This is a genomic window from Micromonospora sp. DT47 (assembly GCF_049844475.1).
GTDB lineage: Bacteria > Actinomycetota > Actinomycetes > Mycobacteriales > Micromonosporaceae > Micromonospora.
The window spans coordinates 263,436-290,216 of sequence record NZ_JBNCLC010000008.1 but is presented as its reverse complement, the minus strand read 5'-3'; the positions used below and the strand labels follow the sequence as shown (position 1 = coordinate 290,216).

General features: G+C 72.2%; 27 protein-coding genes. 16 read left to right on the top strand and 11 right to left on the bottom strand.

The features are described 5' to 3' along the window. The first annotated feature begins 147 nt into the window (after positions 1-147). A complete protein-coding gene (locus tag ACLQ2U_RS15725; RefSeq protein ID WP_425751370.1) occupies positions 148-909 on the top strand; it encodes a pyridoxal-phosphate dependent enzyme in 762 nt (253 codons plus the stop codon). Here ACLQ2U_RS15725 and ACLQ2U_RS15720 read toward each other — a convergent pair. After that, positions 855-1,586 (bottom strand): MBL fold metallo-hydrolase, encoded by a 732-nt coding sequence (locus tag ACLQ2U_RS15720; protein ID WP_425751369.1) that lies wholly within the window; start codon positions 1,584-1,586, stop codon positions 855-857. The genes ACLQ2U_RS15725 and ACLQ2U_RS15720 overlap by 55 nt on opposite strands. Positions 1,587-1,618: 32 nt before the next feature. Here ACLQ2U_RS15720 and ACLQ2U_RS15715 point away from each other — a divergent pair, with 32 nt between their 5' ends. After that, entirely contained in the window at positions 1,619-2,662 is a 1,044-nt protein-coding gene (locus tag ACLQ2U_RS15715; RefSeq protein ID WP_425751368.1) for a P1 family peptidase, read from the top strand. Positions 2,663-3,069: 407 nt separating this feature from the next. Here ACLQ2U_RS15715 and ACLQ2U_RS15710 read toward each other — a convergent pair whose 3' ends face one another. Next, positions 3,070-3,498 (bottom strand): hypothetical protein, encoded by a 429-nt coding sequence (locus ACLQ2U_RS15710; RefSeq protein ID WP_425751367.1) that lies wholly within the window; start codon positions 3,496-3,498, stop codon positions 3,070-3,072. A gap of 210 nt (positions 3,499-3,708) precedes the next feature. Here ACLQ2U_RS15710 and ACLQ2U_RS15705 point away from each other — a divergent pair, with 210 nt between their 5' ends. From ACLQ2U_RS15705 to ACLQ2U_RS15685, 5 genes are all read left to right on the top strand, one after another. Beyond that, positions 3,709-4,113 carry a helix-turn-helix domain-containing protein gene (locus ACLQ2U_RS15705; RefSeq protein WP_425751366.1) on the top strand — a complete coding sequence of 135 codons (405 nt, stop codon included), beginning with the start codon at positions 3,709-3,711 and terminating at the stop codon, positions 4,111-4,113. Between the two features lie 35 nt (positions 4,114-4,148). Beyond that, positions 4,149-4,568: a VOC family protein gene (locus ACLQ2U_RS15700; protein ID WP_425751365.1), complete on the top strand. Its 420-nt coding sequence runs from the start codon at positions 4,149-4,151 to the stop codon at positions 4,566-4,568. A gap of 13 nt (positions 4,569-4,581) precedes the next feature. After that, positions 4,582-5,247 (top strand): DUF998 domain-containing protein, encoded by a 666-nt coding sequence (locus ACLQ2U_RS15695; protein ID WP_425751364.1) that lies wholly within the window; start codon positions 4,582-4,584, stop codon positions 5,245-5,247. 71 nt (positions 5,248-5,318) lie between these two features. Beyond that, entirely contained in the window at positions 5,319-5,933 is a 615-nt protein-coding gene (locus tag ACLQ2U_RS15690; protein ID WP_425751363.1) for a histidine phosphatase family protein, read from the top strand. A 30-nt stretch (positions 5,934-5,963) separates the two neighbouring features. Further along, positions 5,964-6,392 carry an ASCH domain-containing protein gene (locus ACLQ2U_RS15685; RefSeq protein ID WP_425751362.1) on the top strand — a complete coding sequence of 143 codons (429 nt, stop codon included), beginning with the start codon at positions 5,964-5,966 and terminating at the stop codon, positions 6,390-6,392. A 121-nt stretch (positions 6,393-6,513) separates the two neighbouring features. Here the strand turns inward: ACLQ2U_RS15685 and ACLQ2U_RS15680 are convergent, their stop codons facing one another. Next, entirely contained in the window at positions 6,514-6,870 is a 357-nt protein-coding gene (locus ACLQ2U_RS15680; protein WP_425751361.1) for a hypothetical protein, read from the bottom strand. Positions 6,871-7,234: 364 nt separating this feature from the next. Here ACLQ2U_RS15680 and ACLQ2U_RS15675 point away from each other — a divergent pair, with 364 nt between their 5' ends. The 7 genes from ACLQ2U_RS15675 to ACLQ2U_RS15645 all read left to right on the top strand — a co-directional run bounded on the left by ACLQ2U_RS15675 (position 7,235) and on the right by ACLQ2U_RS15645 (position 15,276). After that, entirely contained in the window at positions 7,235-9,628 is a 2,394-nt protein-coding gene (locus ACLQ2U_RS15675) for a M4 family metallopeptidase (RefSeq protein WP_425751360.1), read from the top strand. A 120-nt stretch (positions 9,629-9,748) separates the two neighbouring features. After that, entirely contained in the window at positions 9,749-10,516 is a 768-nt protein-coding gene (locus ACLQ2U_RS15670; RefSeq protein ID WP_425751359.1) for an enoyl-CoA hydratase/isomerase family protein, read from the top strand. Between the two features lie 269 nt (positions 10,517-10,785). Next, positions 10,786-11,598 (top strand): hypothetical protein, encoded by an 813-nt coding sequence (locus ACLQ2U_RS15665; protein WP_425751358.1) that lies wholly within the window; start codon positions 10,786-10,788, stop codon positions 11,596-11,598. 263 nt (positions 11,599-11,861) lie between these two features. After that, complete coding sequence (locus ACLQ2U_RS15660) at positions 11,862-12,491, top strand: DUF402 domain-containing protein (RefSeq protein WP_425751357.1); 630 nt, start codon at positions 11,862-11,864, stop codon at positions 12,489-12,491. Between the two features lie 81 nt (positions 12,492-12,572). Beyond that, a complete protein-coding gene (locus tag ACLQ2U_RS15655; protein WP_425751356.1) occupies positions 12,573-13,694 on the top strand; it encodes a tyrosine-type recombinase/integrase in 1,122 nt (373 codons plus the stop codon). Then, complete coding sequence (locus ACLQ2U_RS15650; protein WP_425751355.1) at positions 13,691-14,029, top strand: helix-turn-helix domain-containing protein; 339 nt, start codon at positions 13,691-13,693, stop codon at positions 14,027-14,029. The genes ACLQ2U_RS15655 and ACLQ2U_RS15650 overlap by 4 nt, the downstream gene beginning before the upstream one ends. 95 nt (positions 14,030-14,124) lie before the next feature. Beyond that, positions 14,125-15,276, top strand: a complete 1,152-nt coding sequence (locus ACLQ2U_RS15645) for a hypothetical protein (protein WP_425751354.1) — start codon at positions 14,125-14,127, stop codon at positions 15,274-15,276. 189 nt (positions 15,277-15,465) lie between these two features. On the opposite strand, the gene ACLQ2U_RS15640 is transcribed toward ACLQ2U_RS15645, so the two are convergent. The 3 genes from ACLQ2U_RS15640 to ACLQ2U_RS15630 form a co-directional block, all read right to left on the bottom strand. Further along, on the bottom strand, positions 15,466-15,909 hold the full coding sequence (locus ACLQ2U_RS15640; RefSeq protein ID WP_425751353.1) for an HNH endonuclease: 444 nt from the start codon (positions 15,907-15,909) through the stop codon (positions 15,466-15,468). A gap of 325 nt (positions 15,910-16,234) precedes the next feature. Further along, on the bottom strand, positions 16,235-17,761 hold the full coding sequence (locus tag ACLQ2U_RS15635; protein WP_425751352.1) for an FAD-dependent oxidoreductase: 1,527 nt from the start codon (positions 17,759-17,761) through the stop codon (positions 16,235-16,237). Positions 17,762-17,801: 40 nt separating this feature from the next. Further along, positions 17,802-18,293 (bottom strand): MSMEG_6728 family protein, encoded by a 492-nt coding sequence (locus ACLQ2U_RS15630; RefSeq protein ID WP_425751351.1) that lies wholly within the window; start codon positions 18,291-18,293, stop codon positions 17,802-17,804. Positions 18,294-18,379: 86 nt separating this feature from the next. On the opposite strand from ACLQ2U_RS15630, the gene ACLQ2U_RS15625 reads away from it, so the two are divergent. After that, positions 18,380-20,176 carry an NAD-binding protein gene (locus ACLQ2U_RS15625; protein ID WP_425751350.1) on the top strand — a complete coding sequence of 599 codons (1,797 nt, stop codon included), beginning with the start codon at positions 18,380-18,382 and terminating at the stop codon, positions 20,174-20,176. 61 nt (positions 20,177-20,237) lie between these two features. Here the strand turns inward: ACLQ2U_RS15625 and ACLQ2U_RS15620 are convergent, their stop codons facing one another. Together ACLQ2U_RS15620 and ACLQ2U_RS15615 are read right to left on the bottom strand one after the other, a co-directional pair. Continuing rightward, positions 20,238-21,473: an APC family permease gene (locus ACLQ2U_RS15620; RefSeq protein ID WP_425751349.1), complete on the bottom strand. Its 1,236-nt coding sequence runs from the start codon at positions 21,471-21,473 to the stop codon at positions 20,238-20,240. Positions 21,474-21,483: 10 nt separating this feature from the next. Further along, a complete protein-coding gene (locus tag ACLQ2U_RS15615; protein ID WP_425751348.1) occupies positions 21,484-22,251 on the bottom strand; it encodes a phosphatase PAP2 family protein in 768 nt (255 codons plus the stop codon). A 111-nt stretch (positions 22,252-22,362) separates the two neighbouring features. On the opposite strand from ACLQ2U_RS15615, the gene ACLQ2U_RS15610 reads away from it, so the two are divergent. Continuing rightward, the gene (locus tag ACLQ2U_RS15610; protein ID WP_425751347.1) at positions 22,363-23,574 is read left to right on the top strand and encodes a DUF4032 domain-containing protein; all 1,212 of its coding nucleotides are present in this window, start codon (positions 22,363-22,365) and stop codon (positions 23,572-23,574) included. Between the two features lie 32 nt (positions 23,575-23,606). On the opposite strand, the gene nagA is transcribed toward ACLQ2U_RS15610, so the two are convergent. Genes nagA through ACLQ2U_RS15595 form a run of 3 tightly spaced genes read right to left on the bottom strand, consistent with a single transcriptional unit; the run spans position 23,607 to position 26,598 of the window. Continuing rightward, positions 23,607-24,716: an N-acetylglucosamine-6-phosphate deacetylase gene (gene nagA / locus ACLQ2U_RS15605; RefSeq protein WP_425751346.1), complete on the bottom strand. Its 1,110-nt coding sequence runs from the start codon at positions 24,714-24,716 to the stop codon at positions 23,607-23,609. Then, entirely contained in the window at positions 24,716-25,672 is a 957-nt protein-coding gene (locus tag ACLQ2U_RS15600; RefSeq protein WP_425751345.1) for an ROK family protein, read from the bottom strand. Before ACLQ2U_RS15600 ends, nagA begins: the two co-directional genes overlap by 1 nt. Beyond that, positions 25,669-26,598, bottom strand: a complete 930-nt coding sequence (locus tag ACLQ2U_RS15595) for an SIS domain-containing protein (RefSeq protein ID WP_425751344.1) — start codon at positions 26,596-26,598, stop codon at positions 25,669-25,671. The genes ACLQ2U_RS15600 and ACLQ2U_RS15595 overlap by 4 nt, the downstream gene beginning before the upstream one ends. Between the last annotated feature and the right edge of the window lie 183 nt (positions 26,599-26,781).

Here is a 26,781-nt window from a genome sequence, read left to right as displayed (position 1 = left end):
GAGATTGCCCGGGAAGCCCGCAGAAACAGACGTGGCAATCTGCGCGGGAAGGGAGCCGGGGGAAACGTGAATCTCTCGCATGACGCCGCGTCGGGGAGCGACCACGGTGGTATGCCGTAATGGAGGACTGAGCCTCCGCTACCTAACATGACAGCAACGCTGACAGCAATCTGCGCGGACGAACTCCCGCTGCCGGTGGGTGGCCTGACGCTCGCAAGCGGCTTCGGGAACCCGCGCGACCCTGGCGAGCTTGAGCAGGAACTCGTAGGACTGCGGTTCTATCGAGTCGGTGGTCGAGGGCAAGTTGGAGTTGGCATCCATCTCTCGGGTGAGTGCTGGCCTGGTACACGTCCAGAGTCCGTGCCGGAAGGTTCGTCTGGAACTGTTGACGACCTGATCCTCGTGCCCGTCGGTGGTGGCGGCCTGATGGCCGGCGCGATGCTGGCGGCCCAGTCACTCTCCCCTGGCTGCGCCGTTGTCGGGGTGGAGCCGGTCCTCGGCAACGACGCGGAACTGTCGCTGAGTCAGGGCCAGCTGGTGTCCATCGACACCCCGCGGACCATCGCCGACGGCGCGCAGGTACGACAGCTCGGGAGGTTGCCATTCGACATCATCCGATCGAACGGCGGACGGGTCGTCACGGTGAGCGACAAAGACCTGACCGACGCGATGGCGTTGGTAGCTCGGCACCTGCCCATCGTCGCCGAACCCACGGCCTGCCTACCGATCGCCGCCGTCCTCACCGGGGCGGTGCCGGTCAGCGGTCGCCGCGTCGGCGTCCTGGTCAGCGGCGGCAACGTGGACCTGGAATGGTTCACCCGGTTGCTCGCCGCTCGGCGGGACGCACCCTCCGGTCAGCAGGGCAGCGTGGCGAGCAGCTCCCGGATCTCCTGCCCGGTGCGCGGATGATTGTGGCTGTCGACATACCAGTCGAAGCGCCCGAAGCCACTCTCGTCGAGCAGCGACCGGATCAGCTCCCCGTCGTACGTGTCACCCGGCTGCCGCAGATGGTACGGCGGCGGGTAGAAACAGTCCCCGAGCAGCAGCACGCCGGAGTCCGGCACCGCCACCACCGTCGAGTCCTCGGCGTGCCCGCCACCGACGTGGCGCACCTCGACCCCGCCGGGCAGGATGAGCCTGTCGTCGAACACGGTGTGCGGGGGCAGGACGGCGAAGCCCTCCCAGGAGACCATCGCCCAGGCCCGGGCCCGGAAGCTCGGCCCGAGCCGCGGATTGGCGGCCACCTCGTCGCGCAAGTACTGGTGGCTCCACGGGCGGCGGGCCTCCGCGTCGAGGATGCGGGCACCGGCCCGGTGCCCGATGACCTCCACGTCTGGCCAGGCGCACGCCCCCCAGACGTGGTCCCAGTGGTGGTGGGTGTAGACCAGCCGGCTCGGTGCCGGCAGCCCGGCCGTCTCGATTTCCCTCCGGATCCGCCGGGCCGCCTCCGGGCTGTTGCCGGCGTCGACCAGCACACTGCCCGCCTCGTCGGCGATGACCGCGACCCCACCCTGGACGTTGTCGTGGTCCTCGTCGTGCGGATACCACCACACCCGACCGGCCAGATTCCGGAGCGACCCATGCATCGGCGCACGGTAACACCGACGACAGGAGCAACATGAACCAGCCAATCCACCGCGCCCGCGACCTCGGCGTCGTCGTCGGGCGGCTGCCCACCGGGCGACACAACGCGATCACCGATGTCGCCGGGATCCTGGTCGGGCACACCACCATCGACGACGGCGCCGACCTGCACACCGGTGTCACCGCGGTCGTACCGAGCCAACTCGGCCCAGGACGGTGGACCCTGCCGGCCGCCGTGTACGCCGGAAACGGCCACGGGAAACTCGTCGGCTCAACCCAGGTGGACGAACTCGGCGTACTGGAGTCACCGATCGTCCTGACCGCCACGCTGTCCGTCTTCCGGGCCGCGGACGCGCTGCTGGGGTACCTGATGGACCGCCGGCCGGACGGCTTGTCGTTCAACCCCCTGGTAGGCGAGACCAACGACGGCCACCTGTCGGACATCCGCCGCCGCCCGATCACCGAGGAACACGTGCTCGCCGCTGTCACCGGGGCATCCGACGGACCGCCGGCGGAGGGCTGCGTCGGGGCCGGCACCGGTACCACGGCCCTGGGCTTCAAGGCCGGCATCGGCACCTCGTCGAGGACGGTACGGGTGGCCGACCGTCCGGCGACGGTCGGTGCCCTCGTCCAGTCCAACTTCGGCGGAGTGCTGACCGCCCTCGGCGTCCCGCTGCCGGCCGACGAGCTGATCCCGGACGCCGACCGAACCGAACCACCCGGCAACTCGTGCATGATCGTCGTGGCCACCGACGCGCCCCTGGACGCCCGGCAGCTCGGACGCCTCGCCCGACGGGCCATCTTCGCGATGGGTCGGGTCGGGGCGTCGTACAGCAACGCCAGCGGCGACTACGCGATCGCGTTCAGCACGGCACAACCGGACCAGCCACCGATCCCCGACGGGGAGATCAACCCGGTCTTCGCCGCCGTCCTGGACTCGGTCGAGGAAGCGCTGCTCAACTCACTCTTCACCGCCGCCACCACCACCGGTGCGGGCGGTCGTACCAGTCACGCCGTTCCACACGAGGCGGTGATCCGGCGGTTGTCGGCGGTCGGCCGGCTGGCGGCGCGAGCCTGATCCGGCGGTGACCGTGTCGTTGCCGCCGCTGTGAAACTGCGGCGGCTGCAACGCCCCTGGCCAGGCCGGAGGCGGAAGCGTGAGTTACGGGTGCAGTTCGACGGCGCTCCGGCCCCGCTGGCTCTCTACCTCGGCTCCCACCTGGCCCAGGCCGCCGAATACCTCACCTGCATACCGGCCGGCTCCCTGCACCGATGGTTCCTCGGCTGGACCCGAGAATCCGACGAGATGACGCCAGCAGTACAGCAGCGAAGTACAGCAACCGTGCCGGCCACACCAGGCCGGGGCGTGCCTCAGCAGCGCGGATGACCTTGTGAGCAACCCGACCAGACCGGCTCGTCGCCAGCGCTTAAGGACCTCCTGTGACACGTGACGGGACAGACCGGCTGCCGGCGACGTGGGCGCTCCTATTTTCCGTCAAGGGCTGCATGCGGTGTCTTGGATCGGATCTGGGTGACGGCGGCGTAGGTGGCGCTTCCGAGCAGGGCACCGAGTCCGGCGAACAAGATGCCGTCCCAAGGCTGCGGTAGCCACCCCTTCAACAACACGGCAGCAGCAAAGGCGGCCGGCACCGCAGTCAGCAACGCTGCGCCGAGCGCCGAACGTGAACGCCGATCATCCTGACGGTGCAGGAAGATCAACGCACCGCAAATCGCGAGCAAGCCGTCGGAATGGATCCATGAGAAGGCCAGGACGAGGAGAGCTCCGAGGGCCAGGCCAACGGCCGAACGCCGGAGAGCAGTGCGGAGCGACACAACTCCCTGCCGAGAGGCATCCTCTCGGCCAACCGAGTCATCGGCCGTGCTCGTCACCGAGTTCGGAAGCTGCTCATCCATCGACCGATGATCGCAGCGGCCGGCTTCCGGCGGAAGCCCGACCCGCTCCTATCTCCCACAAGTCCTGCGCCTCGAACCGGTGTCAGACGGGATGGTCCGTCCGATGAACGTAGGTGAGCTGGTTCGGTTCGAACGTCGGTCATGCCGTCACCTGGCACTACGCACTAGGCTCGACACCGGTGGGGGTCGGCCGTGGCCGGAAGGGACGCGATGAGCCGGGCGGTGGAGGGGTCGAACCGGGCGATGCTGCGCGCCCGCGACGCGATGGACCGGGCGTACGCGGAGCCGCTGGACATCCCGGCGCTGGCCCGGATCGCATACGTCTCCGAGGCGCACTTCATCCGCACGTTCCGCGCCACCTTCGGCGAGACCCCGCACCGCTACCTGCAACGGCGGCGGGTGGAACGGGCGATGTCGATGCTGATCGAGAGCGACCGGGACGTCACCGACATCTGTTTCGCGGTCGGCTTCTCCAGCCTCGGCTCGTTCAGCCGGACGTTCCGGCAGATCGTCGGTGAGTCGCCCAGCGACTTCCGCAAGCGCCGCGCCGCCACCGCCGCGAACGTGCCGAGCTGTTTCACCAAGGCCTGGACCAGACCCAGCAGTTTTGGATAAGCAGCAGGTCAGGGCCGTCGTTTAGCGTTCTGGGCATGACGATGAACGCGATCAGCCGCTCCCAGATCTACGTCCTCGACCAGGACGAGGCCCTCGACTTCTATGTCGGCAAGCTCGGCATGGAGGTCAACACCGACCAGGACCTCGGCTTCATGCGCTGGCTGACGGTCAACGTGCCCGGCGACCCGGAGCGCGAGGTCCTGCTGGAGAAGCCCGGCCCGCCGGCGCTGGACCCGGCCACCGCCGAGCAGGTCCGCGAGCTGCTCACCAAGGGGGCGCTGGGCGGCTACCTCTTCATGACCACCGACGACGCCCACAAGACGTACGAGGACCTGGTCGCCAAGGGCGTGGAGATCACCGACGAGCCGACCGAGCGGCCGTACGGGATCGACTTCGGCATCCGCGACCCGTTCGGCAACCGGATCCGCATCGGCCAGATGTTCCCGCGGGCCTGAGGGGAGCACGGCGATGACCGAGGCGATCCCGTTCTCCCCGGTGCGCCCGGCCACCCTCGGCCGGGACCGGGCACTGCTGGCTGGCGGCGTCCTCGCCGGTCCGATCTTCGCCGCCTCCGCGGTGCTCCAGGGACTGACCCGGGACGGCTTCGACTTCCGGCGGCACCCGGTCAGCCTGCTGAGCACCGGCGACCTGGGCTGGATCCAGATCGCCACGTTCCTGGCCACGGGGCTGCTGGTGCTCGGCGCGGCCGTCGCGCTGCGCCGGTCACCGGCGACGGAGTCGGTCTGGCTGCCGCGGCTGCTCGCCCTCTACGGACTGGGCCTGATGGCCGCCGGAGTCTTCAGCGCGGACCCGGCCGACGGGTTCCCGGCCGGCACGCCGCGCGGCCCGGGGCAGATCAGCTGGCACGGTGGGCTGCATTTCCTGGCCGCGGCGGTCGCCTTCGTCTCGCTGATCGTGGCGACGGTGGTCGTCGGCCGCCGGGCCGCCCGGCGCGGTGCGTGGGGGCCGGCCGGGTACCACCTGGTGACCGGTGTGTTCTTCGCGGTGGCCTGGGGCGGACTGATGGTCCGGCCCGGTCCGGTGGCCATGGTCGCCTTCGGCCTGGCGGTGACCGCCGGCTGGGCCTGGGTCTCGGTCGCCTTCGCCCGGGCATCGGAGGGCAGGCGGGGCTGACGGCGGCCGACGGGGCTGACGGTCGGGAGGCGCGAGGTTACGATCGCGCCTCCCGATCTTGTGAGGTGACGATGGCGAGTCGGCTGCTCTACCTGGCGCGGCACGGCGAGCAGGAGAGCGCGGAGGTCGAGTCCCCGGAGATCGGGCTCTCCGAGCGGGGCCGCCGGCAGGCGACGCTGCTCGGCGAGCGGCTGCGGAGCGTACCGTTCCGCACCGTCCACCACGGACCGCTGCGCCGGGCCGCGGAGACCGCCGAGCTGGTCGCCGCCTCCCTGCCCGGGATCCCGGTGTACGCGACCGAGCTGGCCGGCGACCACCTGCCGCACGACACCGATCCGGCCGGCCTGCCGGCGGCGTACGCGAACTTCCTGGCCGCCTTCCCGGAGCGTGAGCGGGTCGACGGGCCGCGACTGACCGCGGCGGCCGTGGCGCGTTTCGCCACCGCGCCCCTCGACGGCGAGGACCGCGAGCTGGTGATCACCCACAACTTCCTGATCGGCTGGCTGGTGCGGCACGCCCTGGACGCGCCGGAGCGGCGCTGGCTCGGTCTCAACCAGCACAACGCCGGGTTGACGGTGATCCGCTACAGCTCGTCCGGGCCACCGAGCCTGATCGCCTTCAATGACGTCGCCCACCTGCCGCCGGAGCTGCGGGGGACCGGCCTGCCGTCGGATTATCGGGTGTGAGCGGTGGCGGCCCCGGCTAGGGTCGGCCCGGTGACCACGCCTGACATCTCTGCCCTGCCGACGTGCGAGTTCGCCTTTCCCGGGCCGCTGCGCGACCAGCTGGTCGCCGCCGTGCTCTCCGGCGTGAAGACCTCCGCCACCGGGCTGCTCCAGGACCACGAGCGGGACGACGAGCCGCTGCCGCAGGTCGGCGACCGCTCGGTGGTCGTCGACTCCGACGGCCGCCCCGTCGCGGTCATCGAGCAGACCGAGGTACGTGTCGTCCGGCTCGGCGACGTCGACCTCGACCATGCCCGGGACGAGGGCGAGGGGTACGACTCGGTCGCCGCCTGGCGGGCCGGCCATGAGGAGTACTGGCACGGGCCGGACTACCTGGGCTGGCTCGGCGACCCGGACTTCACCGTGGACGACGACACGCTCGCGGTGGCGGTGCGGTTCCGCCTCGTGCAGCGGCTCTGACCGCCCAACCGGCCGCGCGCGCAGGGGCGCGAGGTGGCCGCCGTCCGGCGGGCGCTGCAGGCGGCCGCCCGGGGCTGGTAGGGCCCGGCGCCCGCCGGTCGTCGCGCGGGTGGTTGAAGGCTCAGCCGCCGGTGTGCGACTGGGGACCGGCGCCGGTGGCGGCGGTCAGCAGCTCGACCGCGGCGCGGGTCACGGGCGGGCGGTCGGGGTCGGCGAGGCAGTCGGTGTACCGCGTCTCGGTCGCGCCGATGGTCAGCCGGTAGTCGTAGGCGTCCCGGCACACGGTCGACGTCGGGGGGCGGCTCGCCTCGGCGGCGAGTCTGGGGTCGGCGGCCAGGGAGTTGAGCCGGGCGAGTTGAGCCGGGGTGAGCCTCCCGCTGCCCCGCACCGCGCTCCCGGTGACGGTCCACCGCCCGTCCGGCTCGACGGTGACCGTCTCGGTCTGCCCGGCGAAGCCGCCGGCGCGGCTCAGCACCACCCGGGGGGCCGTCGTCCCGGTGGCCGAGGGGCTCGGGGTCGCGATACCCGGGGCGGCCGTGGTCGGGACGGGCGTGGGGGCGGTGGCCGTCGTGGCGGACGGCGATGGTGCAGGTGAACCGAGGTCGGTCGCTGAGCAGCCGGTCAGCAGGCCGGCCACAACCGTGATCTTGACAATGACCAGGGCCGATGATCTCATGCCGGTCGGACGTGCGTCGACGCCGCCGGGTTCCGTCAAGAGGGCTCATCCACCGTTTGGTCAGTGTCGCGGGTTGGAAGCGCTTCCCTCTTTTCTTTTCCTCGGCATATCGCTATATCTACATGCGTGACTACCCCCGTCACCACTTCCCTTGCCAGGAGGGCACGTGAAAAGACCCCTCGCCGCCGTCAGCGCAGCTCTGCTCACCAGCGGCATGCTGACCTGCGTCGCCACCGCAGCGCACGCGGCTCCCACCGCCCCTGCCCCGGACACCTCCTCCGCAGCTCGTGCTGACAGCCTGCTCCGCAGCAACCCCGGCGCCGTCCAGGGTGCCAGCGGGGAGTCGTACCAGGCCGTCCGCACGAAGGTGGACGCCAGCGGTGCGGCGCACACCCGCTACATCCGCACCTACAAGGGCCTCCGCGTCTACGGTGGTGACTTCGTCATCCACACGGCGCCCAACGGCAGCTACGCCGGTTCCTCGGTCGGCCTCTCCGCCCCGCTGACCCTCGGCACCGGCGCCAAGGTCTCCCCGTCCGCGGCCGGGGCGACCGCGCGCAAGCAGTTCTCCGGCAAGCTCACCGCCGTGGGCGCCCCGGAGCTCTTCGTCGACGCCAGCTCCGGCAAGGGCCGCCTCGCGTACGAGACGGTGCTCGGCGGATGGCAGACCGACGGCCAGACCCCGTCCCGCTTCCACGTCATCAGCGACGCCGTCACCGGCAAGGTGATCGGCTCGTACGACGAGATCGAGATGGTCGCCGGCACCGGCAACAGCGTCTACTCGGGCACGGTCAGCGTCGACACGACGCTCTCCGGCAGCACGTACCAGATGATCGACCCCTCGCACGGCAACGGCCGCACCTGCGACATGAACAACGGCACCTTCACCTGCACCACCTTCACCGACGCCGACAACACCTGGGGCACCGGCGCCACCTCCAACCGGCAGTCTGCCGCCGTCGACGCCCACTTCGGCGCCGCCAAGACGTTCGACTACTTCAAGAACGTCCACGGCCGCAACGGCATCTTCGGCAACGGCGCCGGCGTGCCGAGCCGGGTCCACTACGGCAACAACTACGTGAACGCCTTCTGGGACGGCTCCCAGATGACGTACGGCGACGGCTCCGGCAACGCGCGCCCGCTGGTGGCGCTGGACGTGGCCGGCCACGAGATGAGCCACGGCGTCACCGAGAACGTGGTGCCCGGCGGCCTGACCTACTCCGGCGAGTCCGGCGGCCTCAACGAGGCCACCAGCGACATCTTCGGCACGATGGTCGAGTTCTACGCCAACACCACCGCCGACCCGGGTGACTACCAGATCGGCGAGAAGATCAACATCAACGGCAACGGCACGCCGCTGCGCTACATGTACGACCCGGCGCTGGACGGCTCGTCCGACCGCTGCTGGACCACGAGCACCAAGAACAAGGACGTGCACTACTCGTCCGGCCCGGCCAACCACTTCTTCTTCAACCTGGCCGAGGGCACCGGCTCCACCGCCTACGGCAACTCGCCGCTCTGCGGCTCCGCCCCGGCGATGACCGGCATCGGGCGCGCCAAGGCCGAGAAGATCTGGTTCCGCGCGCTGGACGTGTACTTCACGTCGAACACCTCGTACGTCAACACCACCACCCCGTCGAACACCGCCCGGGCGTACAGCCTCCGCGCGGCGACCGACCTGTACGGCAGCTGCTCCACCGAGTACAAGGCCGTCCAGGCAGCGTGGACCGCGGTGGCGGTCTCCGGCAGCGACGCGCCCTGCTCGACCGGTAACGACTTCTCGGTCTCGCTCTCGCCGACCTCCGGCTCGGTGACCGCGGGCGGCTCGGTCTCCACCACCGTCGGCACCGCCGTCACCGGCGGCACCGCGCAGACCGTGACGTTCTCCGCGTCCGGCCTGCCGACCGGCGCGACCGCATCGTTCAACCCGACCTCGGTGACCGCGGGCGGTTCGTCCACCCTCACCATCGCCACCTCGACGAGCACCCCGGCCGGCACCTACTCGGTGACCGTCACCGGCACCGGAACCTCGGTGACCCGGACGGCGACCTACACGCTGACCGTCAACGGCAGCGGCGGTGGCTGCACCGGCGCCGGCCAGAAGCTCGGCAACCCCGGCTTCGAGTCCGGCACCAGCCCGTGGGCCTCGACCTCGGGGGTCATCGGCTCGTTCACCGGCCAGCCCGCCCGTAGCGGCACCCGCAACGCCTGGCTGGACGGCTACGGCAGCACCCACACCGACACGCTCTCCCAGGCGGTGAGCCTGCCTGCCGGCTGCACCTCGTACAACTTCACCTTCTGGCTGCACATCGACACGTCGGAGACCACCACCGGCACCGCGTACGACACCCTCCGGGTGCAGGTGCTCAACTCCTCCGGGACGGTGCTGGAGACCCTGGCGACCTACTCGAACCTGAACAAGGCCACCGGGTACCAGCAGAGGTCGTTCTCGCTGGCCTCGTACGCCGGCCAGACCGTCACACTGAAGTTCACCGGCACCGAGGACTCCTCGCTCCAGACGTCCTTCGTGGTCGACGACACCGCGGTCAACGTCTCCTGACCTGACCTGACCTCGCCGTCGGCGGGCCCGGCGGCCACCCCTCGCGGGTGGTCGTCGGGCCCGCGCCGTTATGGTCGCCGGGACGGGCCCCGGCGCGCGCCGGTCGTCGGGAGAGGGGTGGTGGCGGTGTCGGACGCGGAGCTGACCGTCGAGGTCACCGGCGCGGTGGCGACGGTGACGATCCACAACCCGGGACGGCGCAACGCGATGACCCCGCCCATGTGGCGGCGGCTGCCGGTGCTGCTGGACGGGCTGGAGGACGACCCGGCGGTGCGCGCGCTGGTGCTGACCGGCGCGGGCGGCACCTTCTGCGCCGGCGCCGACCTGGGCGACCTCGACGAGCTGCTGGACGCCGGCGACGCCAGCATCGCGGTCGCCGCCGAGGAACGGCTGGCCGCCTTCGCCAAGCCGACCGTCGCGGCCGTCCAGGGCCCCTGCGTCGGTGGCGGCTGCCAGCTCGCGGTCGCCTGCGACCTGCGGATCGCCGCCCGCGACGCCCGGTTCGGCGTACCGCCGGCCCGGCTCGGGCTGGTCTACCCGGCCCCCACCACCCGGCGGCTGACCCGGCTGGTGGGCCCGTCGACGGCCAAGTTCCTGCTCTTCACCGCCGAGCTGATCGACGCCGAGCGCGCCCTGCGGGTGGGACTGGTCGACGAGGTGGTCGACGACCTGAGAGCGCGGGTGGACGCGGTCACCACCGCCATCGCGCAGCGGTCCCAGCTGAGCGTCGCGGCGGCCAAGGAGATCATCGACGACCGGGCGAACGCCGCGCGGATCGCCTGGTGGCACCGGAAGGTGCGGGACAGCGGCGAGGCGCGCGAGGGCGTCGCGGCCCACCACGAGCGCCGGGCGCCGAACTTCGGCTGGACGCCGTCCGGCCGGCACTGACCGCGGTTCGACCGGTCGCCGTCGACCGGCTGGGGCTGGTCGTCCTGCCGGCGGACGCGGACTGCCCCATGGCCAACTGCCGATTGAGCGATATGACGGAGAGGCATATTCATGCCCCTCAGTCATATCGCACTCTAACCGTGGCGGGTTTCATCCGATGCAGTCCTCGCCACGGTGGTTGTCCCGTCCGCCGCAAGGTGGCACCGTCCGGACCGAGTTGGCACCGTCCCGCTCGAGGCGGTCCAGTGTCGTAGGCGAGTATCAGATCTGTGGAGATCGTGGAGCAGTTCGTGCTGGGCAAGTCCGGAGATCCGCAAGTATGCGAAGACTCAATCGTCGTGACCGCCGAGCATGCGGCTGTCATTGACGGCGCTACGGATGTGAGTGGCCGGCGCTACGGGAGCGCGGCGGGTGGATGGTGGGCTATGGCGGCTTGTCGGGACGCCGTGCAGCAACTGCCGCACGGCGTTGACCCGCATCGGGCGGTTGTGGCCATGACCTCGGAACTGGCGGCCCGCCTCGACTCTGGGCTGACAGCAGCCGAGCGGCCGAGCGCGGCGGTCACCGTCTATTCGCGAGCGCGCCGGGAGATCTGGCAGATCGGTGACGTCGGATTCTCCTATAGCGGACTCCCCGCGTCGGTCGGGCAGCCACGCAAACTTGTCGACCGCGTCGCTGCGTCGTTCCGGGCTGCGGTTCTCGCTGCGGAGGCCGCTGCCGGGACAATCAGCATGGATCGGGTGGTGGAGGCGGACCCAGGGCGACTCGCGGCGCGAGCTCTGACCAGGCGGCAGGGTGCCATGCGCAACAGCATCGGGCCATATGGATATGCCGCAATCGATGGGCGGCCCGTTCCTCCGTCGTTGGTGGTAGTGCATCCGGTGCCCGATGGCATCGACGAACTGATGATTGCCAGCGACGGCTATCCGGTCATCGGTGAGACACTGGCCGCGTCCGAGTCAGAGCTTGCCTTGCTCCTGGCGAAGGACCCCTGGTGCGTGGCGGAGCTTGCCGGCACCAAGGCGATCTTGCCCGGACAGGTGAGCTTCGATGACCGGGCCTACCTACGTATTCGCCTCTGATCCAGCCGGGATCAGGTCGAGCAACGGCAGCCGAGCCCATCGCCGAAAGTGCCACTTAGATCCGGACAACTAGCCTCGATCTTGTCCGGGCGCACCTGGAACGACCGCAGCTCAACACTCGCCACCAGGTGCCACTTCAAGCCGGACGGGACAGCGGTCGAGCGAGGTGGAGCACCGGGAGTGGCCGCGCGCTTCGGCCTGTGCCGGCGACTAACGGTCCTTCAGGTCAGCGGCATCTGATCAAGGCGGGCTACCCTGCTGCGATGCTATTTGAGCCGGGAAAGATCATCAATCGTCGCTATCTGCGTGGACGTTGGTGCACGTGGGTGCAGCCGATGCGCGTCATCGCCGACAACGAGGATGGGCTGCTGCTCTGGCATCCAGCCGGCAGTGACTTCGCCCGGCTTGTCGATGCGGACGGCAAGACTCAACACGAGGTCACCGTCGATCGGATGCGCGACCCGAAGCTGACGGTCCTGACCTGGCAGACGTACGACATTCTGGTCCTCATGCCGCCGCAGGCCGCCTACTCGGTGTGGTGGTTCTTCCGCGATGGCGCCTTCACCGGCTGGTACGTCAACCTCGAAACGCCCTGTCATCGGCAGCCCAACGGCGTGGACACCAACGACCTCATCCTCGACATCGTCGTGACCCCAGACCGGCAGTGGGAGTGGAAGGACGTCGACGAGTTCGACGGGCGCATCGGAAACCCCCTCTACTTCGACAGGGCTACGGCCGACGCCGTCCGCGCCGAGGGAGAGCGGCTCATCAAGCTGATTGCGGCAGGCGATTTTCCCTTCGACGGCACCTACACCGACTTCCGTCCGGACCAGCGCTGGCCGATGCTGCGGCTCCCGGCGACCCTCGACCCGCAGCCAGGCTTAGCCAAATAGCAGGTCGCCCAGGGCTTGCCCTCAGCTTTCATCTGATGAAGGATCCCTTCGTTTGATGAAAGACACGGAGGGTGGTCCTGCATGGGTCGCGGGAGCGGAGCGCCGGGCTCGGCGGGGCTGCTGCTGGTCGACGGGGTGTCGCTGCTGCGTCCGGAGGAGCAGGTGTTCGGGGCGATGTGCGACGGGTGGCGAGCGCAGCAGCTCGCCCGGAACCTGTCGTTCTCCACGATCGACAAGCGGCTTGCCACGGTGCGGGCCTTCACGGGGCATGCGGACGCCTATCCGTGGGCGTGGCGCCCACAACTGCTCGACGAGTGGCTGGCTGACCTGCGGTCGGTGCGGGGCCTACGCCGCTCGACGATCCGGAACGACTCGACCTCGATCGCGGCGTTCTGCGACTACCTGACCGACCCTGCCTACGAGTGGGCCGCCGAGTGCGAGCGGCGCTTCGGCATGCACCCGGTCCAGGTCGTGCACGAGTGGAACACTGCGGTGCACGCCCAGGACGCCGAGGGCGACCCTTCGCGGCGGGCGTTCACCCTCGACGAACTGCAAGCCCTGTTCGACTACGCCGACGACCAGGTGGTGTGGGTACGCAACGCCGGCCGCAAGGGCTGGCTGGCCGCGTTCCGCGACGCCGCCCTGTTTAAGGTCGCCTACGGCTACGGGCTGCGCCGCCGGGAGGTGGCCATGCTCGACCTGATCGACTTCGGCGCCAACCCACACGCACGCGAGTTCGGCGACTTCGGAGTCTGCCGGGTGCGCTTCGGCAAGGCCCGCAAGGGCTCACCGCCGAAACCACGCAGCGTCTTGACCGTTTGGGGCTGGACCACGGAAATCCTCCAGCAGTGGATCGCCGAGGTCCGGCCGCTGATGCCCGAAGCAGGTTCGCCGGCGTTGTGGCCATCGGAGCGCGGCAGTCGGATCACCCTGGGCACGATCAACAAGCGGCTCACCGACTACCGCAAGGCGCTGGGGTTTGGCCCCGGGTTGGACTTCCACTCGCTGCGTCGCTCCTACGTCACTCACCTCATTGAGGCCGGCTGGGACCCGCTGTTCGTGCAGCAGCAGGTCGGCCACGAGCACGCCTCCACGACGTCGATCTACACCTGCGTGTCCTCGGACTTTCGCACCCGCACCCTGCGGCGAGCCCTTGATGCGACGATGACGGCCGCGACCCGGCCGGAGAGGACGACGCGATGACGCCCAAGCGACAGGTGGCCTACCAGTGGCGGCTGAGGGAAGTCATGGCTGCCAACGGGCTGTTCAACGCCTCCGACCTGGTGCCACTGCTGGCCGATCGCGGCATCCAGTTGTCCGCCGTGCAGGTCTGGCGGCTGGTCACCCAGACCCCGGAGCGGCTATCCCTGCCGGTGCTCGCCGCGCTCTGCGACATCCTCGACGCCAGCCCTGCGCAGCTCATCGCGACGCGGGCCGAAGATGTCGTCCCGTCCCGCAAGGCGGCCGGCGCCGCCGACGGCGTGGTCGACCTCGCCGCGGTCCGGCCCAAACGGGCTACCCTGCGCGCCGAACCGTGATCGAACCGACCCCAGGGTGGTCCTGCCGACGCTGCGGCACCGCCCTACCCAAACGGCCGGGCAGGCGCCCGACCTGCGTGAGCTGCCGAGCTGCGTTGCGCATCGAGCAGGTCCTCGACGACGGCACCGGGGCCATCAGTCCCGCACTCGCGCCGCTGGCTGGGGCGTTAACCGTCAAGCAACCCGAGAAGGTGCTGCGCTGGCTGCGCAGGACCCATGTCCGCGAGCTGCTCACCGCGCTGGCCACCGGCCGGCTGCCCCTCACCCACGACGCGCTCAGCAGCCACAGCCACCCGGTCGCCGCCCGATACATGCGCCACGAACTCATCGTCTGCGGCCTCCTCCCGCCGGTTGACAAGCACTTGGTCGACACGGAGGAATGGCTACGCCGCCGGCTCGCCGAACTGGTCGACCACCCCCACGAACGGCTGCTGCGCCGATTCGCGCTCTGGCACCAGCTGCCCCGCCTGCGCGCCACCGCAGCAACCCGACCACTGCGGGCCACCGCCAAGCCATACGCCACCCAGCAGTTCACCCAAGCCCAGAGGTTCCTGACCTGGCTGCATGAGCACAGCATCGACCCGGCCGACCTCACCCAAGCCCAGCTCGACACCTGGTACACAAATGCCCGCGTTCACCAACGGCACAGCGTCCACGGCTTCCTCACCTGGGCCATCGAGCACGGCCACCTACCCCGGCGCCTGGTCGCGACCCGGCTAACCTTCAAGCCCGGCACCGTCATCACGCAGCAACGGCGCCTGGCCCTGCTGCGCCGGTTCGCCGTCGACGATCACTCCGACGCCGGCCCTCGCACCGCTGCCTGCCTGCTCCTGCTCTACGCCCAACCACTCAGCCGCATCCAGCACCTCACCACCACCGACGTCACCGAACACGACGGCGAGCTACTCATCCACCTCGGCGACCCGCCCGCCCCCGTTCCCGAACCCTTCGCCGCGCTCCTGCGGCAACTCGTCGCCGCCGCCGGGCCACCACCGGCCCTGCTGTTCCCCGGTCGACTCGCCGGGCAGCCCGTCGCCTATCAGACGCTGCACAAACGGCTCAGAAAGCTCGGCTTCCCGATCAAGGAAGCCCGCATCGCCGCGCTGCGCCAACTCGTCCTGCAAGCCCCCGCCCCCGTCATCGCCGACGCCCTTGGCTTCCACCAGACCACCGCCACCCGGCAGGTCGCCAACGCCGGCGGCACCTGGAGTCAGTACGCCCCAGGCGACCACACACCGTTACCCTGACCCACCGCGCCCGAAGAACCCGCCACAGTCGAATACGCGCCCCTACCGGTCGGCATGTTTCCGGCCGGCGGCATCTCCGGGGTGGTGCCACCCGTTGCCCGTTGGCATCGGCGCCGGAGACAGGGGCCGGCGGGCGCCGCGCCGGAGGCGTACCCCCGACGCGGCCCCCTGTGCCCGCCGGCCGGTCGGTCACCGCCCGGCGAGCGCCGCCCAGCCCGGCGTCGCCGGTTCGCGGCGCAGCGGCATGCCCGCCTCGGCCGGGGTCCGGTCGCCCTTGCGCTGGTTGCAGGCGTAGCAGGCGGCGGTGGTGTTCTTCCAGGTGTTCCGGCCACCGCGCGAGCGGGGCAGGATGTGGTCGATCGTGCTGGCCGGGCCGCCGCAGTAGGCGCAGCACCGGGCGTCGCGGCGCAGCACCCCAGCCCGAGACCAGGCGGGTCCGGCGCTGAACCGCCAGCGGGTGACCACGTACCGGACGAGGCGGACCACCCGGGGGACCGGGAAGATCCCGATCACCTGGTCCGGCTCGGCCTCGTGGATCTCGGCGACCCGGCGGCACAGCATCCGGATCGCGTGCTGGACGGTGACCCGGTGCAGCGGGCCGAGGTCGGCGTTGATGACGAGGACGGCGTCCACCGGGCTCTCCCTTCACGATCGGCGGCGGACCGGGCCGGACAGCGAAAAGCCGCCCGGTCCGGCGTGGGACGGGCGGCTGGATCGCGTGCGGGCACGCGTCAGTCGGGCCACCCGTCCCGGGGACCTTCGGCTCGGCAACGGCCGACCGGCAGCGTCGACGACGCGCACGTGACGTGCGACAACGACATGGCTGGCTCCCGGCGGGCTGGTTGACCTTGCGCGGATCACGGTAGGGCGGGGCCGTGGGGGCGGGCAACGCATTTCGATGCCCTGCCGGGCTGGTTCAGCGGGAGACGGGCAGCCGGGGGCCCGGTGGCCGGGCCGCTCAGTGCCGGGCCAGCAGCCCGCGGGGCCGGACCGAGCGGACCGGCTCCGCCGCCGCGCCCGCGGCCCGCAGGATGTGGTTGGCCGCGATGATGCCGGTCGCCGCCGATCGTTCCATCAGCGCGCTCGGGAAGTCGGTCCGGATCCCGTCGCCGGCCAGGTAGAGCCCGTCGGCGTCGGTGCGCACCCCTGGGCGGCCGGCGTGGCTGCCCGGGGCGAACGCGGGGGCCTGCGCCTCCACCCGGGCCCGCAGCTCGCGGACCCGCAGGTCGGCCGCCTCCGGCCAGAGCGCGGTCAGCTCGACCCGCATCCGCTCGGCCAGCTCCTCGGCGGGCACGCCCGGGTCGCAGGCGTACGCGTGCAGCTCGACCACCGAGCCGCCGGTCCGCTCGGCCCAGCGGCGGGACTCGTTCTCCAGCCGGTGGTAGAGGGTGACCGAGTCCAGGGTGGGCTGCCGGGACACCCCGCTGAACACCGCCCGGTCCGCGCGCACGTCCCCGTCCATCCAGTAGCGCGCCACCGCGTACGGCGGGCCGGCCTGGCCGAACGCGGGCATCCGCGCCACCAGCCGGGGCGCCGCCGCGGTCAGGCCGGGGGAGGCCGCGACCAGCGCGGCGAGCGCGGGCGGGTTCACGGCGAGCACGACGTGCCCGGCGGTGTACGACGTACCGTCGGCGACGGTGACCCGCCAGCCGTCCGGGCCGCGGTCCAGCCGGGTCGCGGCGGCGCCGGTGACCACCCGGCCGCCATGCTTCTGCACGTGCCGGGTCAGTGGCTGCCAGATCGCCGTCGCGTAGTCCTCGTCCGGGCAGTCGAAGGCCAGCCCCTCCGGGTTGCCGAGCAGGTAGAAGTGGAACTGGGCGATCATCTCGGCGGCCGACATCTCCGCCTCGTGGTTGAAGAACGAGTGCGAGAAGACCTCGAAGAGCATCGCCCTGGCCCGGTCCGGCAGCCGGAGCGAGGCGAGCAGCTCGTCGGCGGTGGTGGTGTCGAACTCGGCGTAGGTGCGTACCGGGTCGTAGCTGAGCAGCGGCAGGGCCGCGTCCCGGTCCATCCGCCGCAGGTCGGCCAGGCGCAGGCTGGGGCTGCGCAGCAGCAGGGCGAGCAGGTTCATCGGCGGGGCCGGCGGCAGCCTGCCGAACTCCTCGGACGGCCACTGCTCGGACAGGATCGGATAGCCGTGGATCGGCTTGAGGAACCCCAGGCGCGGGTCGACCCGGCGCAGGATCGACCGCCAGTTGTAGTACTGCCGGAAGAACGCGTGGAAACCGTGCTCGTTCAGCTGCGTGCCGTCGGCGAGCGCCTCCGGCCAGGCGCCGAGCCGGCCGCCGAGGGTCGGCGCGGCCTCCAGCACGGTCACGTCCGCCCCGCGCTCGGCGAGCACCACCGCCGCCGACATGCCGGCGATCCCGCCGCCGACCACCACCGCCGCGACCGGGCGCGGCACGCGGAGGGCGCCACCGCCGCGCGGGTCCACCTCGTGCTCGCGTACGCCGATGAGCCGACCCACCACTCGCGACAGCGCCATGTGCACCTTCCCGGGCCGGCCGAGCCTCCAGTCTGCCCGCTCAGCCGTCGGACGGCAGCAGGCAGCGCCGCTCGCGGTCGGAGGCGGGCCAGACGTACTCCAGGTCGGGCGGGACGTCGCCGAACCGCGGCCGGTAGTGCTCCGGGTCCTTGCGCAGCAGCGAGGAGCGGTGGCTCAGATGCAGGTCGTCCCGGCCCAGCCAGGGCGGCAGCTCGCCGGCGGCGGCCAGCTCGGGCTGGGTATGGATCGTGGTGATGCCGCACGCGGCGGCGAGGTCGGTCGCCATGGTGGCTGCGCAGGTGTCGGCCCGGCCCGGCTCGCACCAGACCGCGCACATGTCCAGCCCGTACCGGGTGAGGGCCTCCTCGTAGCCGGCCCACATCTTCACCGCCGGGTGGTTGCGCCAGCCGTAGTCGGGCCGGGTCAGCCCGCGCAGCACCTGGATGGTCTCCACCCGCTGCTTGCCCAGCCGTTTCTGGTCGAGTGTCCGGGCACTCGCCAGGAAGTCCGGGTACGGGAGGAACGTCTGCATGCCGCTGCACTACCCGCCGGCAACGGCGACATGCGTTCGTGATCACGGGGCTGCGCCCGGTGCGACCGGCTGACTACGATCCGGTCATGGCCGAACCCCTGCGCGATCGCGCCCGGCGCGCGACCGGCTGGCGGTTGCGGATGAACGGCGACACCCGCCCGCACTACGTCGTCTGCGGCAACGACCCGCTGGCCTACTGGGTCGTCAAGGCGCTGCTCGCCACCGAGCTGCCGCAAGGGCAGGTACGCATCACCCTGGTCGTGCCGGAGCGGCGCCGCTCCGACGGGCCGGACGGCCGTGACCTGGACGGCGTCCAGGTGGTGAAGGCCGACCGCCTCGACGAGGCCACCTTCCGCCGGGCCGGGCTGGCCGGCGCGGACGGGCTGGCCCTGCTGCACCAGGACGACGTGGGCAACATGCAGGCGGCGCTCTGTGCGCAGGAGGTCGAGCCCCGGCTGCGCCTCGTGGTACGGATGTTCAACACCAGCCTCGCCAACGGCGTACGCCAGCTCTTCCCCGACTCGGCGGTGCTCTCGGACGCCTCGATGGCCGCACCGGCGTTCGTCGCCGCAGCGCTCAGCGAGGTCGCCCCCACCCACTTCCGGCACAGTGGCCGCACCCTCTACGTGGCCCGCCGGGACGACGTACGCCCGGCGGACGTGGTGTGCGGGCTGGCCGTCACCACGGACCCGGACCTGGTCCGGGTGCTGCCCGCCGACGAGCAGTCGGCCGATGTGGTGCTCGCCGAGGCGACCGGCCAGCCGGCCGGGACCGAGCTGGCCGCCCGCCGGCTGGTCCGGGCCCGACGCCGGCGGCAGCCGCTGGCGGTGCTGCTCCGGGCGGTCCGCAGCTTCGCCACCCGCAAGATCGGGATCGCGGTGCTCCTGCTGCTCGGGGTGATCGCGGTGCTCGGCTGGCTGAACGGCCGGGCGGCGGGCGTCAGCTGGGCCGAGGCGCTCTACCTCACGCTGGTCACCACCCTCAGCGGCCAGGATCCGGACGTCACCAAGCCGGCCGCCGCCCAGATCATGCAGGTGGTGCTGAACCTGGCCGGGTTGGCGCTGATCCCGCTGATCACCGCCGTGGTCGTGGACGGCATCGTCAACGCCCGGCTGGCCCTGCACGCCGGGCGGATCCAGCCGGTCCGCGCCGGGCACGTGGTGGTGGTCGGGCTGGGCAACATCGGCACCCGGGTGATGGCCCAGCTGCGCGACTTCGGCGTCGAGGTGGTGGTGATCGACCGGAACCCGGAGGCCCGGGGCGCGGCGCTGGCCCGCCGGCTGGGCGTCCCGCTGATCGTCGGCGACGCGGCCCGGGAGGAGACGCTCCGGTCCGCCTCGGTGGAGCACTGCCAGGCCCTGGTGGTGGTCTCCACCGACGACGGGGTCAACCTGCGGGCGGCGCTGAACGCCCGGGTGCTCAGCGCCGACGTGCGGGTGGTGCTGCGGCTCTTCGACGGCGATTTCGCCGAACGGATCCAGAAGGCGTTCGGGATCGGCATCTCGCGCAGCGTGTCGTACCTGGCCGCGCCGTCGTTCGCGGTCGCGCTGCTGGACCGCGCGGTGATCGCCACCATCCCGGTGGACCGGCACGCGCTGCTGGTGGTGGAGGTGCCGGTGGTGGCCGGCGCCCCGCTGGACGGCCGCCCGATCGCCGCGGTGGCCCGCCCGGGCGAGGTGCGTCTGCTCGCGCACACCCCGTCCGGCCAGAAGACGGACTGGAAGGCCGACCCGCGGATGATGATCTCGGCGGGGGACCGGTTGACGGTGGTGGCCCGGCGGGCGGGACTGAGCGCGTTGCTGCGCGAGAGCACGCCACCTCCGCCGCCGGTGACTTCCCCCGGTCCGGCGGGCGCGCCGGTGCCGCGGTCACCGGAGGAATGACCTCGGCCAGTGGCGTTTTCCCGTGGTCCGGAAGCCGCCACCTGCCGCGCACGGGTCCTTTCTAGCCCTGGTGGCGGAGGGCGTACCAGGCGGCGCCGAGGGCGAGCACGCCGAAGCCAGCGAGCACGCTGGCCAGCGGCAGGTTGACCGCGAGCAGCAGGCAGCCGACCAGCCCCAGCGCGGCGAGCAGTTGCACCGGCAGCTTCCGCGCCGGGTCCCGGCCCAGCGTCAGCGCGGCGGCGTTGGTGATCGCGTAGTAGACCAGCACGGTGCAGCTGGAGAAGCCGATCGCCCCGCGCACGTCGCCGAGCGCGACCACCACGACCACCACCGCGGCCACCGCCAGCTCGGCCCGGTGCGGCACCTGGCGGACCGGGTGCACGGCGGCGAGCGCGCCGGGCACGTCCCGCCGGCGGGCCATCGCCAGCAGCGTCCGGCCGACCCCGGCGAGCAGGGAGAGCAGCACCCCGGTCACCGCGACCGTCGCACCGGCCCGGACCACCCAGGCCAGGCCGGGCAGCCCGGCCGCGGTCACCACGTCGGCCAGGGGCGCGGCGGAGGCGGCCAGCCGGTCGGCCCCGAGCACGCCGACCGCGACCACCGCCAGGACCAGGTAGACGGCGAGCACCACACCGAGGGCGAGCGGCACCGCGCGGGGGATGGTCCGCTCCGGATCGCGGACCTCCTCGCCGAGGGTGGCGATCCGGGCGTATCCGGCGAAGGCGAAGAAGAGCAGGCCGGCGGCGGTCAGCACGCCCCGGGCGGAGCCGCCGCCCGCGCCGAGCCGATCGAGCTGGACGTCGCCGGCCGCCACGCCGGTCACCGCCACCAGGGCCAGCACGGCCAGCACCGCGACCACCAGCACCCTCGTCGCGGCGGCGGTCCTGGCGATGCCGCCCAGGTTCACCGCGGTCACCGCGAGCACGGCGGCCACCGCGACCGGCCGGGCCTGCCCGGGCCAGAGGTACGCGCCGATGGTCAGCGCCATCGCCGCGCAGCTCGCCGTCTTGCCGACCACGAACCCCCAGCCGGCCAGGAATCCAGCGAACGGGCCGAGCCGTTTCCGCCCGTAGACGTAGGTGCCGCCGGACTCGGGATAGCGGGCGGCCAGCCGGGCCGAGCTGGTCGCGTTGCAGAAGGCGATGAAGCCGGCCAGGGCCAGCGCCGCCAGCAGGCCGGCGCCGCCGGCCGCCGCCGCGGCCGGGGCGAAGACCACGAAGACGCCCGCACCGAGCATCGATCCGAGTCCGATGACCAGCGCATCGGGTACGCCCAACCGTCGCGCGAGTTGATCCACGGCCCGGACCCTAGGGGTACGAGGTGAACGGACGGTCCCACTCCCGCAACCGCCCGGGCAGCGGCAGGTCGTCCCACGGCACCCGGTGCAGCAGCCGGTCCAGCAGCAGGCCGAGCAGCAGCCCGGCCACCGAGTCCGTCAGCCAGTGCCAGCCCAGGTAGGTGGTGGTGGACAGGACCACCAGCGGCGGCACCACCCGGACCACGGTGACCAGCCCGGGCGGGACCCGCCGGCCGACGCTGCGCAGCAGCGGGGCGAGCAGCAGCGCCAGCACCCCGTACCAGACGATCGCGTTGGCCACGTGCCCCGACGGGTACGACTGCGCGTAGCTCACCGGCAGCTCGTGCTGGAACAGCGGCAGGGTCTGCGCGGGCGGCAGGAAGGGCTCCCTGAGGCTCGCGCTGGGGGCCGGCCGGGCGGTCCAGACCTTGAGCGGGCCGATGGTCAGGTAGGTGAGCGCGAACGCGACCACCGGGGGCAGCACCGGGCGCACCGAGCGGAGCCGGACCGCGACCAGCACGCCCAGCCCGGCGGCGATGAGCGTCAGCGGGGTGCCCTGGCCGAGGAGGTTCAGCACCCGGGCCACCCAGTACGCCACCGTGGGCCGGTGGTCGGCGGACCAGTCGGCCACCGCCCGGTCCACGCCGAACAGGTGGTCGGTGGCGAGGGCCACGGTCAGCGCGACCAGGGCGAGCAGCAGTGACGCGTCGAACCACCAGCCGGCCGGACGTAGCCGTCTCCTCGTCACTCCGCTGCGTACCGTCGTGGTTTCCCGCACGCGGTCACGCTACCGGCCGCGAACGGCGGCCGACCGGCGCGGGCCGCGGCCGGCTGTGTGCCGAACCACGAAGGGAAGCGCTTCGCGGGGGCACCCGTCACACTTGTCCGCGTGCGGATCACCTCGGCCCTCGTCGACCCGGCGCTGCTCGACCTTCCCTGGTCGACCCCGCTGGAGGAGTGGCCCGCGCGCCACCTGGTGGCGCTGCCGCAGGGCATCTCCCGGCACATCGTCCGGTTCGTCCGGCTCGGCGACTTCGTGTACGCGGTCAAGGAGACCGGCGAGCGAGTCGCCGAGCGGGAGTACGACCTGCTCCGGGCGTTGGAGCGGATCGGCTTCCCGTCGGTGGAGGCGATCGCGATCGTGGCCGACCGGCAGACCGACGACGGCGAGCCGCTGGACCCGGTGCTGATCACCCGGCACCTGCAGTTCTCGCTGCCCTACCGGGCGCTATTCTCCAACACGCTCCGCCCGGAGACGATGAACCGGCTGCTCGACGCGCTGGCCGCGCTGCTGGTGCGGATGCACCTGACCGGCTTCTTCTGGGGCGACTGCTCGCTGTCGAACACGCTGTTCCGCCGGGACGCCGGGGCGTTCGCCGCCTACCTGGTCGACGCCGAGACCGGGGCCCTGCACAGCTCGCTCTCCAACGGCCAGCGGGGCGAGGACCTGGAGATCGCCCGGGTCAACATCTTCGGCGAGGCGCTGGACCTCCAGGCCGCCGGGCTGCTGCACGAGTCGATCGACCCGGAGGTGGTCTGCGAGGAGGTCGTGCAGCGCTACGAGCGGCTCTGGCACGAGATCACCTACGAGCAGCAGGTCGAGCGGGAGGCCCGGCACGACATCGAGGGGCGGATCCGTCGCCTCAACGAGCTGGGCTTCGACGTCGCCGAGGTGGCCCTGTCGACGGTCGACAACGGGCGTTACCTGGTCCGTCCCAAGGTGGTCGACGCCGGCTACCACACCCGGCGGCTGCTCCGGCTGACCGGCCTGGACGCCGAGGAGAACCAGGCCCGCCGGTTGCTCAACGACCTGGACGCGTACCGGGTGGAGAGCGACCTGACCGACGAGCAGCAGGCGGCGCACCGCTGGCTGACCGAGGTCTTCGAGCCGGTGGTCCGGGCGGTGCCCGCGCACCTGCGCCGCAAGCTCGAGCCGCAGGAGCTCTTCGCGCAGATCATCGAGCACAAGTGGCTGCTCTCCGAGCAGGCCGGCCGGGACGTCGGGATGGGTCCGGCGGTGCAGTCCTACCTGGCCGACGTGCTGGTGCACCGCCCCGACGAGCAGGCCGTGCTCGGCGTCGAGGTCCCCGCCGCCGGCTGACTGCGCCCGCGGTCTCCGGAGGCCCGGAGGGGTCAGTCCAGCCAGGAACCGGCGCGCATCACCCGGACCACATTCAGCTCATCGTCGAGCACCACCAGGTCGGCGCGGAGGCCGACCTGGAGGGCGCCCACCCGGTCGCCCAGGCCGATCGCCCGGGCCGGGGTGGTGGCCACCATCCGGACCGCGTCGGCGATCGGGATGCCGGCGGCCACCGCGTGCCGCAGTGCGGCGTCCATGGTGAGGGTGCTGCCGGCGATCGCGCCGTCGGAGGCCAGCCGGGCCACCCCGCCGGCCACCGTGACCGCCTGGCCGCCCAGCTCGTACTCGCCGTCGGCCATCCCGGCGGCGGCCATCGCGTCGGTGATCAGCGCGGCCCGCTCCGGGCCGGCCACCGAGGTGGCGAAGGTGAGCGTGCCGTCGTGCAGGTGCACCCCGTCGGCGACCAGTTCGCAGACCACGTTCGGGGCGTCCAGCAGGGCCACCACCGGGCCGGGCTCGCGGTGGTGCACCGGGCGCATGCCGTTGAACAGGTGGGTGGCGACGCTCGCGCCGGCCGCCACCGCGGCGCGGGTCTGGTCGTACGTGGCGTCGGTGTGGCCCACGGCGGCGACCACGCCGTGCGAGGTGAGCAGCTTGATCGCGTCCAGCGCGCCGGCCCGCTCCGGGGCCAGGGTCATCATCCGCACCGCTCCCGCGCCGAGCTCGATCAGTTCGGTCAGCTCGTCGGTGGACGGGTCGCGGAGGAACTCCGGGTTCTGCGCGCCGCAGCGCGCCGCCGAGAGGTACGGCCCCTCGAAGTGGACGCCGGCCAGCACGCCGTCGCGCACCAGCGGGGCGAACGCGGAGGTGGCGTCCCGCATCAGGTCGAACGGGGAGCTGACCAGGCTGGCCAGCAGGGTGGTGGTGCCGTGTCGCAGGTGGAACGCGGCGGCCCCGCGGGCGGAGTCGGCGTCACCGGTAGTGAAGGTGTGCCCGCCCCCGCCGTGGGTGTGCATGTCCACGAAGCCGGGCACGACCCAGTGCCCGTCGCGGACCGACGGGTACTCGGCCACCGCCCTGATCCGGTCGCCGTCGATCTCCACGCACCCCTGCCGGACCACACCGGTCGGGGTCACCACCTTGCCGTTCACCCGCAGGGCCATCACTTCTCCAGACTGTCGAGGGCGAGCAGGGCGGCGCCGAGGCAACCCGCCTCGTCGCCCAGGGCCGCCGCGACCAGGCGCGGCTCCCGGTGGAAGGTCATCCGCTCGCGCAGCGCCACCCGCAGCGGGTCGAGCAGCTGCGCGCCGGCCCGGGCCAGGCCACCGCCGATCACGATGGTCTCCACGTCGAAGAGCGCCTGGCCGGTGGCGAGCCCGTCGGCGAGCGCCTCGACGGCCTCCCGCCACACCCGGCCGGCCAACTCCTCACCGCCGGCGGCCCGCGTGGCCACGTCCGCCGCGGTCACTCCGGCGGTGAGGCCCGTTGCCGCGGGGCCTAGCTCCGCGTACCGGCGGCCGATCGCGGCGGCCGACGCCACCGCCTCCAGGCAGCCGGCGCGCCCGCAGCCGCAGCGCGGGCCGTCGGGACGTACCAGGATGTGGCCGATCTCCCCGGCGGCGCCGTGCGCGCCGGCGGCGGCCGATCCGCCGACCACGTGCGCGCCCGCGATGCCGGTGCCGATCGCGACGAAGAGCACGTGGCCGGTGCCGCGGCCCGCGCCGAGCCGGGCCTCGGCCAGGCCACCGACGCGCACGTCGTGGCCGAGCGCGGTGGGCAGTCCGAGCCGCGCCACCGCCAGGTCACGCAGCGGTACGTCCCGGAAGCCGACGTTCGCCGACCAGACCGCCACCCCGGCGGCCTCGTCCACGACGCCGGGCACGGCGATGCCGCAGGCGACCGGCAGGAGCCCGTCGGCGCGCGCCTTGCCGGCCAGGCCCTCGGCGACGTCCAGGATGGTGTCGACCACGGCGGCGGGTCCGCGTCCGGCGTCGGTGGGGTGCCGCTCGGCGTGCACGACGGCGCCGTCCGGGCGGACCAGCGCGCACTTCATCCCGGTGCCGCCCACGTCGAGCCCCACGACCACCCGGTCGTCACCGACGGTGGAGCCGTCCGTCATGTGAGGACCACGGAGCGGGTCAGGTGCCGGGGCGCGTCCGGGTCGAGGCCCCGGCTGGTGGCGAGCGCGACCGCGAAGCGCTGGGCGAGGATCAGGTCGGCCATCGGGTCGACCGGGGTACGCCCCGCCGCCCAGCTGCCCAGCACCGTGTGGCAGCCGTGGTGGCGGCTGTGCACGAAGGCGGCGCCGGTGGCCGCCACGTCCTCCGGCAGCCCCTCGGGGAGCGCGCCGAACGCCCAGACCAGCCGGCCCGGGGCGGCGATCGAGATCGGGCCGTGCCGGTAGTCCATCGCCGGGTACGCCTCGGCCCAGAAGGTTGCCGCCTCGCGGCACTTGAGCGCGGCCTCCTGGGCCAGCCCGACCGTCCAGCCCCGGCCGAGGAAGGTGACCTGCTCGATCCGGGCCGGGTCGATCGGCAGCGGGGCCCGGACGCTCACCTCCGCGTCGGCCGCGAGGGCCTCGACGTTGTCGCCGAGGTGGGCGCGGAGCAGCGCCAGCGAGGTGGTGGCGAAGCGGGTCTGCACCACCGACCGTTCGTCGGCGAAGGGCATGGTCACCGCCGCGTCGGCCAGTTCGACGGCGGGGGAGGCCGGGTCGCCGACCAGCACGGTGGTGGGCAGCTGGCCGCGCAGGGCGGCGAGCAGGTCGACCACCTCGGTGGTGGTGCCGGAGCGGGTGATCGCGATCACCCGGTCGTAACGGCGACCGGTGGGGAACTCGCTGGCCTGGAAGGCGTCGGTCTCGCCCTGGCCGGCGCGCTCGCGCAGCCCGGCGTACGCCATCGCCATGAACCACGATGTGCCGCATCCGACGACGGCGACCCGCTCGCCGGGGCGGGGGAGGTCCGCGGCGACGGAGCGGGCGAGTCCGACCGCCTCCCGCCAGCAGTCGGGCTGGCTCGCGATCTCCGCGTCGACGTACGCCATGAGAACTCCTCGCACAGGGAGGCGGTGCGCAATACGGCTCGTAACGACCGTCTTTCGCGCGTCATTCTGCGCGAGCCCGGGTGGCCGTGGCAACCAACTCCCGGATCGCGCAGGCCGTGGTTTTGCGCCCTCGTAGTTTCGCGCACTACTGTGCACGCAATCAATCACCGTTCGTGCAGAGTC

What these genes read in the sequence shown, in the direction of transcription:
- ACLQ2U_RS15630 (WP_425751351.1), bottom strand. Translation starts at nt 18,293, where the DNA reads ATGCAGACGTTCCTCCCGTACCCGGACTTCCTGGCGAGTGCCCGGACA.
- ACLQ2U_RS15655 (WP_425751356.1), top strand. Translation starts at nt 12,573, where the DNA reads ATGGGTCGCGGGAGCGGAGCGCCGGGCTCGGCGGGGCTGCTGCTGGTC.
- ACLQ2U_RS15705 (WP_425751366.1), top strand. Translation starts at nt 3,709, where the DNA reads ATGAGCCGGGCGGTGGAGGGGTCGAACCGGGCGATGCTGCGCGCCCGC.
- ACLQ2U_RS15725 (WP_425751370.1), top strand. Translation starts at nt 148, where the DNA reads ATGACAGCAACGCTGACAGCAATCTGCGCGGACGAACTCCCGCTGCCG.
- ACLQ2U_RS15600 (WP_425751345.1), bottom strand. Translation starts at nt 25,672, where the DNA reads ATGACGGACGGCTCCACCGTCGGTGACGACCGGGTGGTCGTGGGGCTC.
- ACLQ2U_RS15595 (WP_425751344.1), bottom strand. Translation starts at nt 26,598, where the DNA reads ATGGCGTACGTCGACGCGGAGATCGCGAGCCAGCCCGACTGCTGGCGG.
- ACLQ2U_RS15690 (WP_425751363.1), top strand. Translation starts at nt 5,319, where the DNA reads ATGGCGAGTCGGCTGCTCTACCTGGCGCGGCACGGCGAGCAGGAGAGC.
- ACLQ2U_RS15720 (WP_425751369.1), bottom strand. Translation starts at nt 1,586, where the DNA reads ATGCATGGGTCGCTCCGGAATCTGGCCGGTCGGGTGTGGTGGTATCCG.
- ACLQ2U_RS15660 (WP_425751357.1), top strand. Translation starts at nt 11,862, where the DNA reads ATGCTATTTGAGCCGGGAAAGATCATCAATCGTCGCTATCTGCGTGGA.
- nagA (WP_425751346.1), bottom strand. Translation starts at nt 24,716, where the DNA reads ATGGCCCTGCGGGTGAACGGCAAGGTGGTGACCCCGACCGGTGTGGTC.
- ACLQ2U_RS15695 (WP_425751364.1), top strand. Translation starts at nt 4,582, where the DNA reads ATGACCGAGGCGATCCCGTTCTCCCCGGTGCGCCCGGCCACCCTCGGC.
- ACLQ2U_RS15710 (WP_425751367.1), bottom strand. Translation starts at nt 3,498, where the DNA reads ATGGATGAGCAGCTTCCGAACTCGGTGACGAGCACGGCCGATGACTCG.
- ACLQ2U_RS15635 (WP_425751352.1), bottom strand. Translation starts at nt 17,761, where the DNA reads ATGGCGCTGTCGCGAGTGGTGGGTCGGCTCATCGGCGTACGCGAGCAC.
- ACLQ2U_RS15715 (WP_425751368.1), top strand. Translation starts at nt 1,619, where the DNA reads ATGAACCAGCCAATCCACCGCGCCCGCGACCTCGGCGTCGTCGTCGGG.
- ACLQ2U_RS15625 (WP_425751350.1), top strand. Translation starts at nt 18,380, where the DNA reads ATGGCCGAACCCCTGCGCGATCGCGCCCGGCGCGCGACCGGCTGGCGG.
- ACLQ2U_RS15700 (WP_425751365.1), top strand. Translation starts at nt 4,149, where the DNA reads ATGACGATGAACGCGATCAGCCGCTCCCAGATCTACGTCCTCGACCAG.
- ACLQ2U_RS15650 (WP_425751355.1), top strand. Translation starts at nt 13,691, where the DNA reads ATGACGCCCAAGCGACAGGTGGCCTACCAGTGGCGGCTGAGGGAAGTC.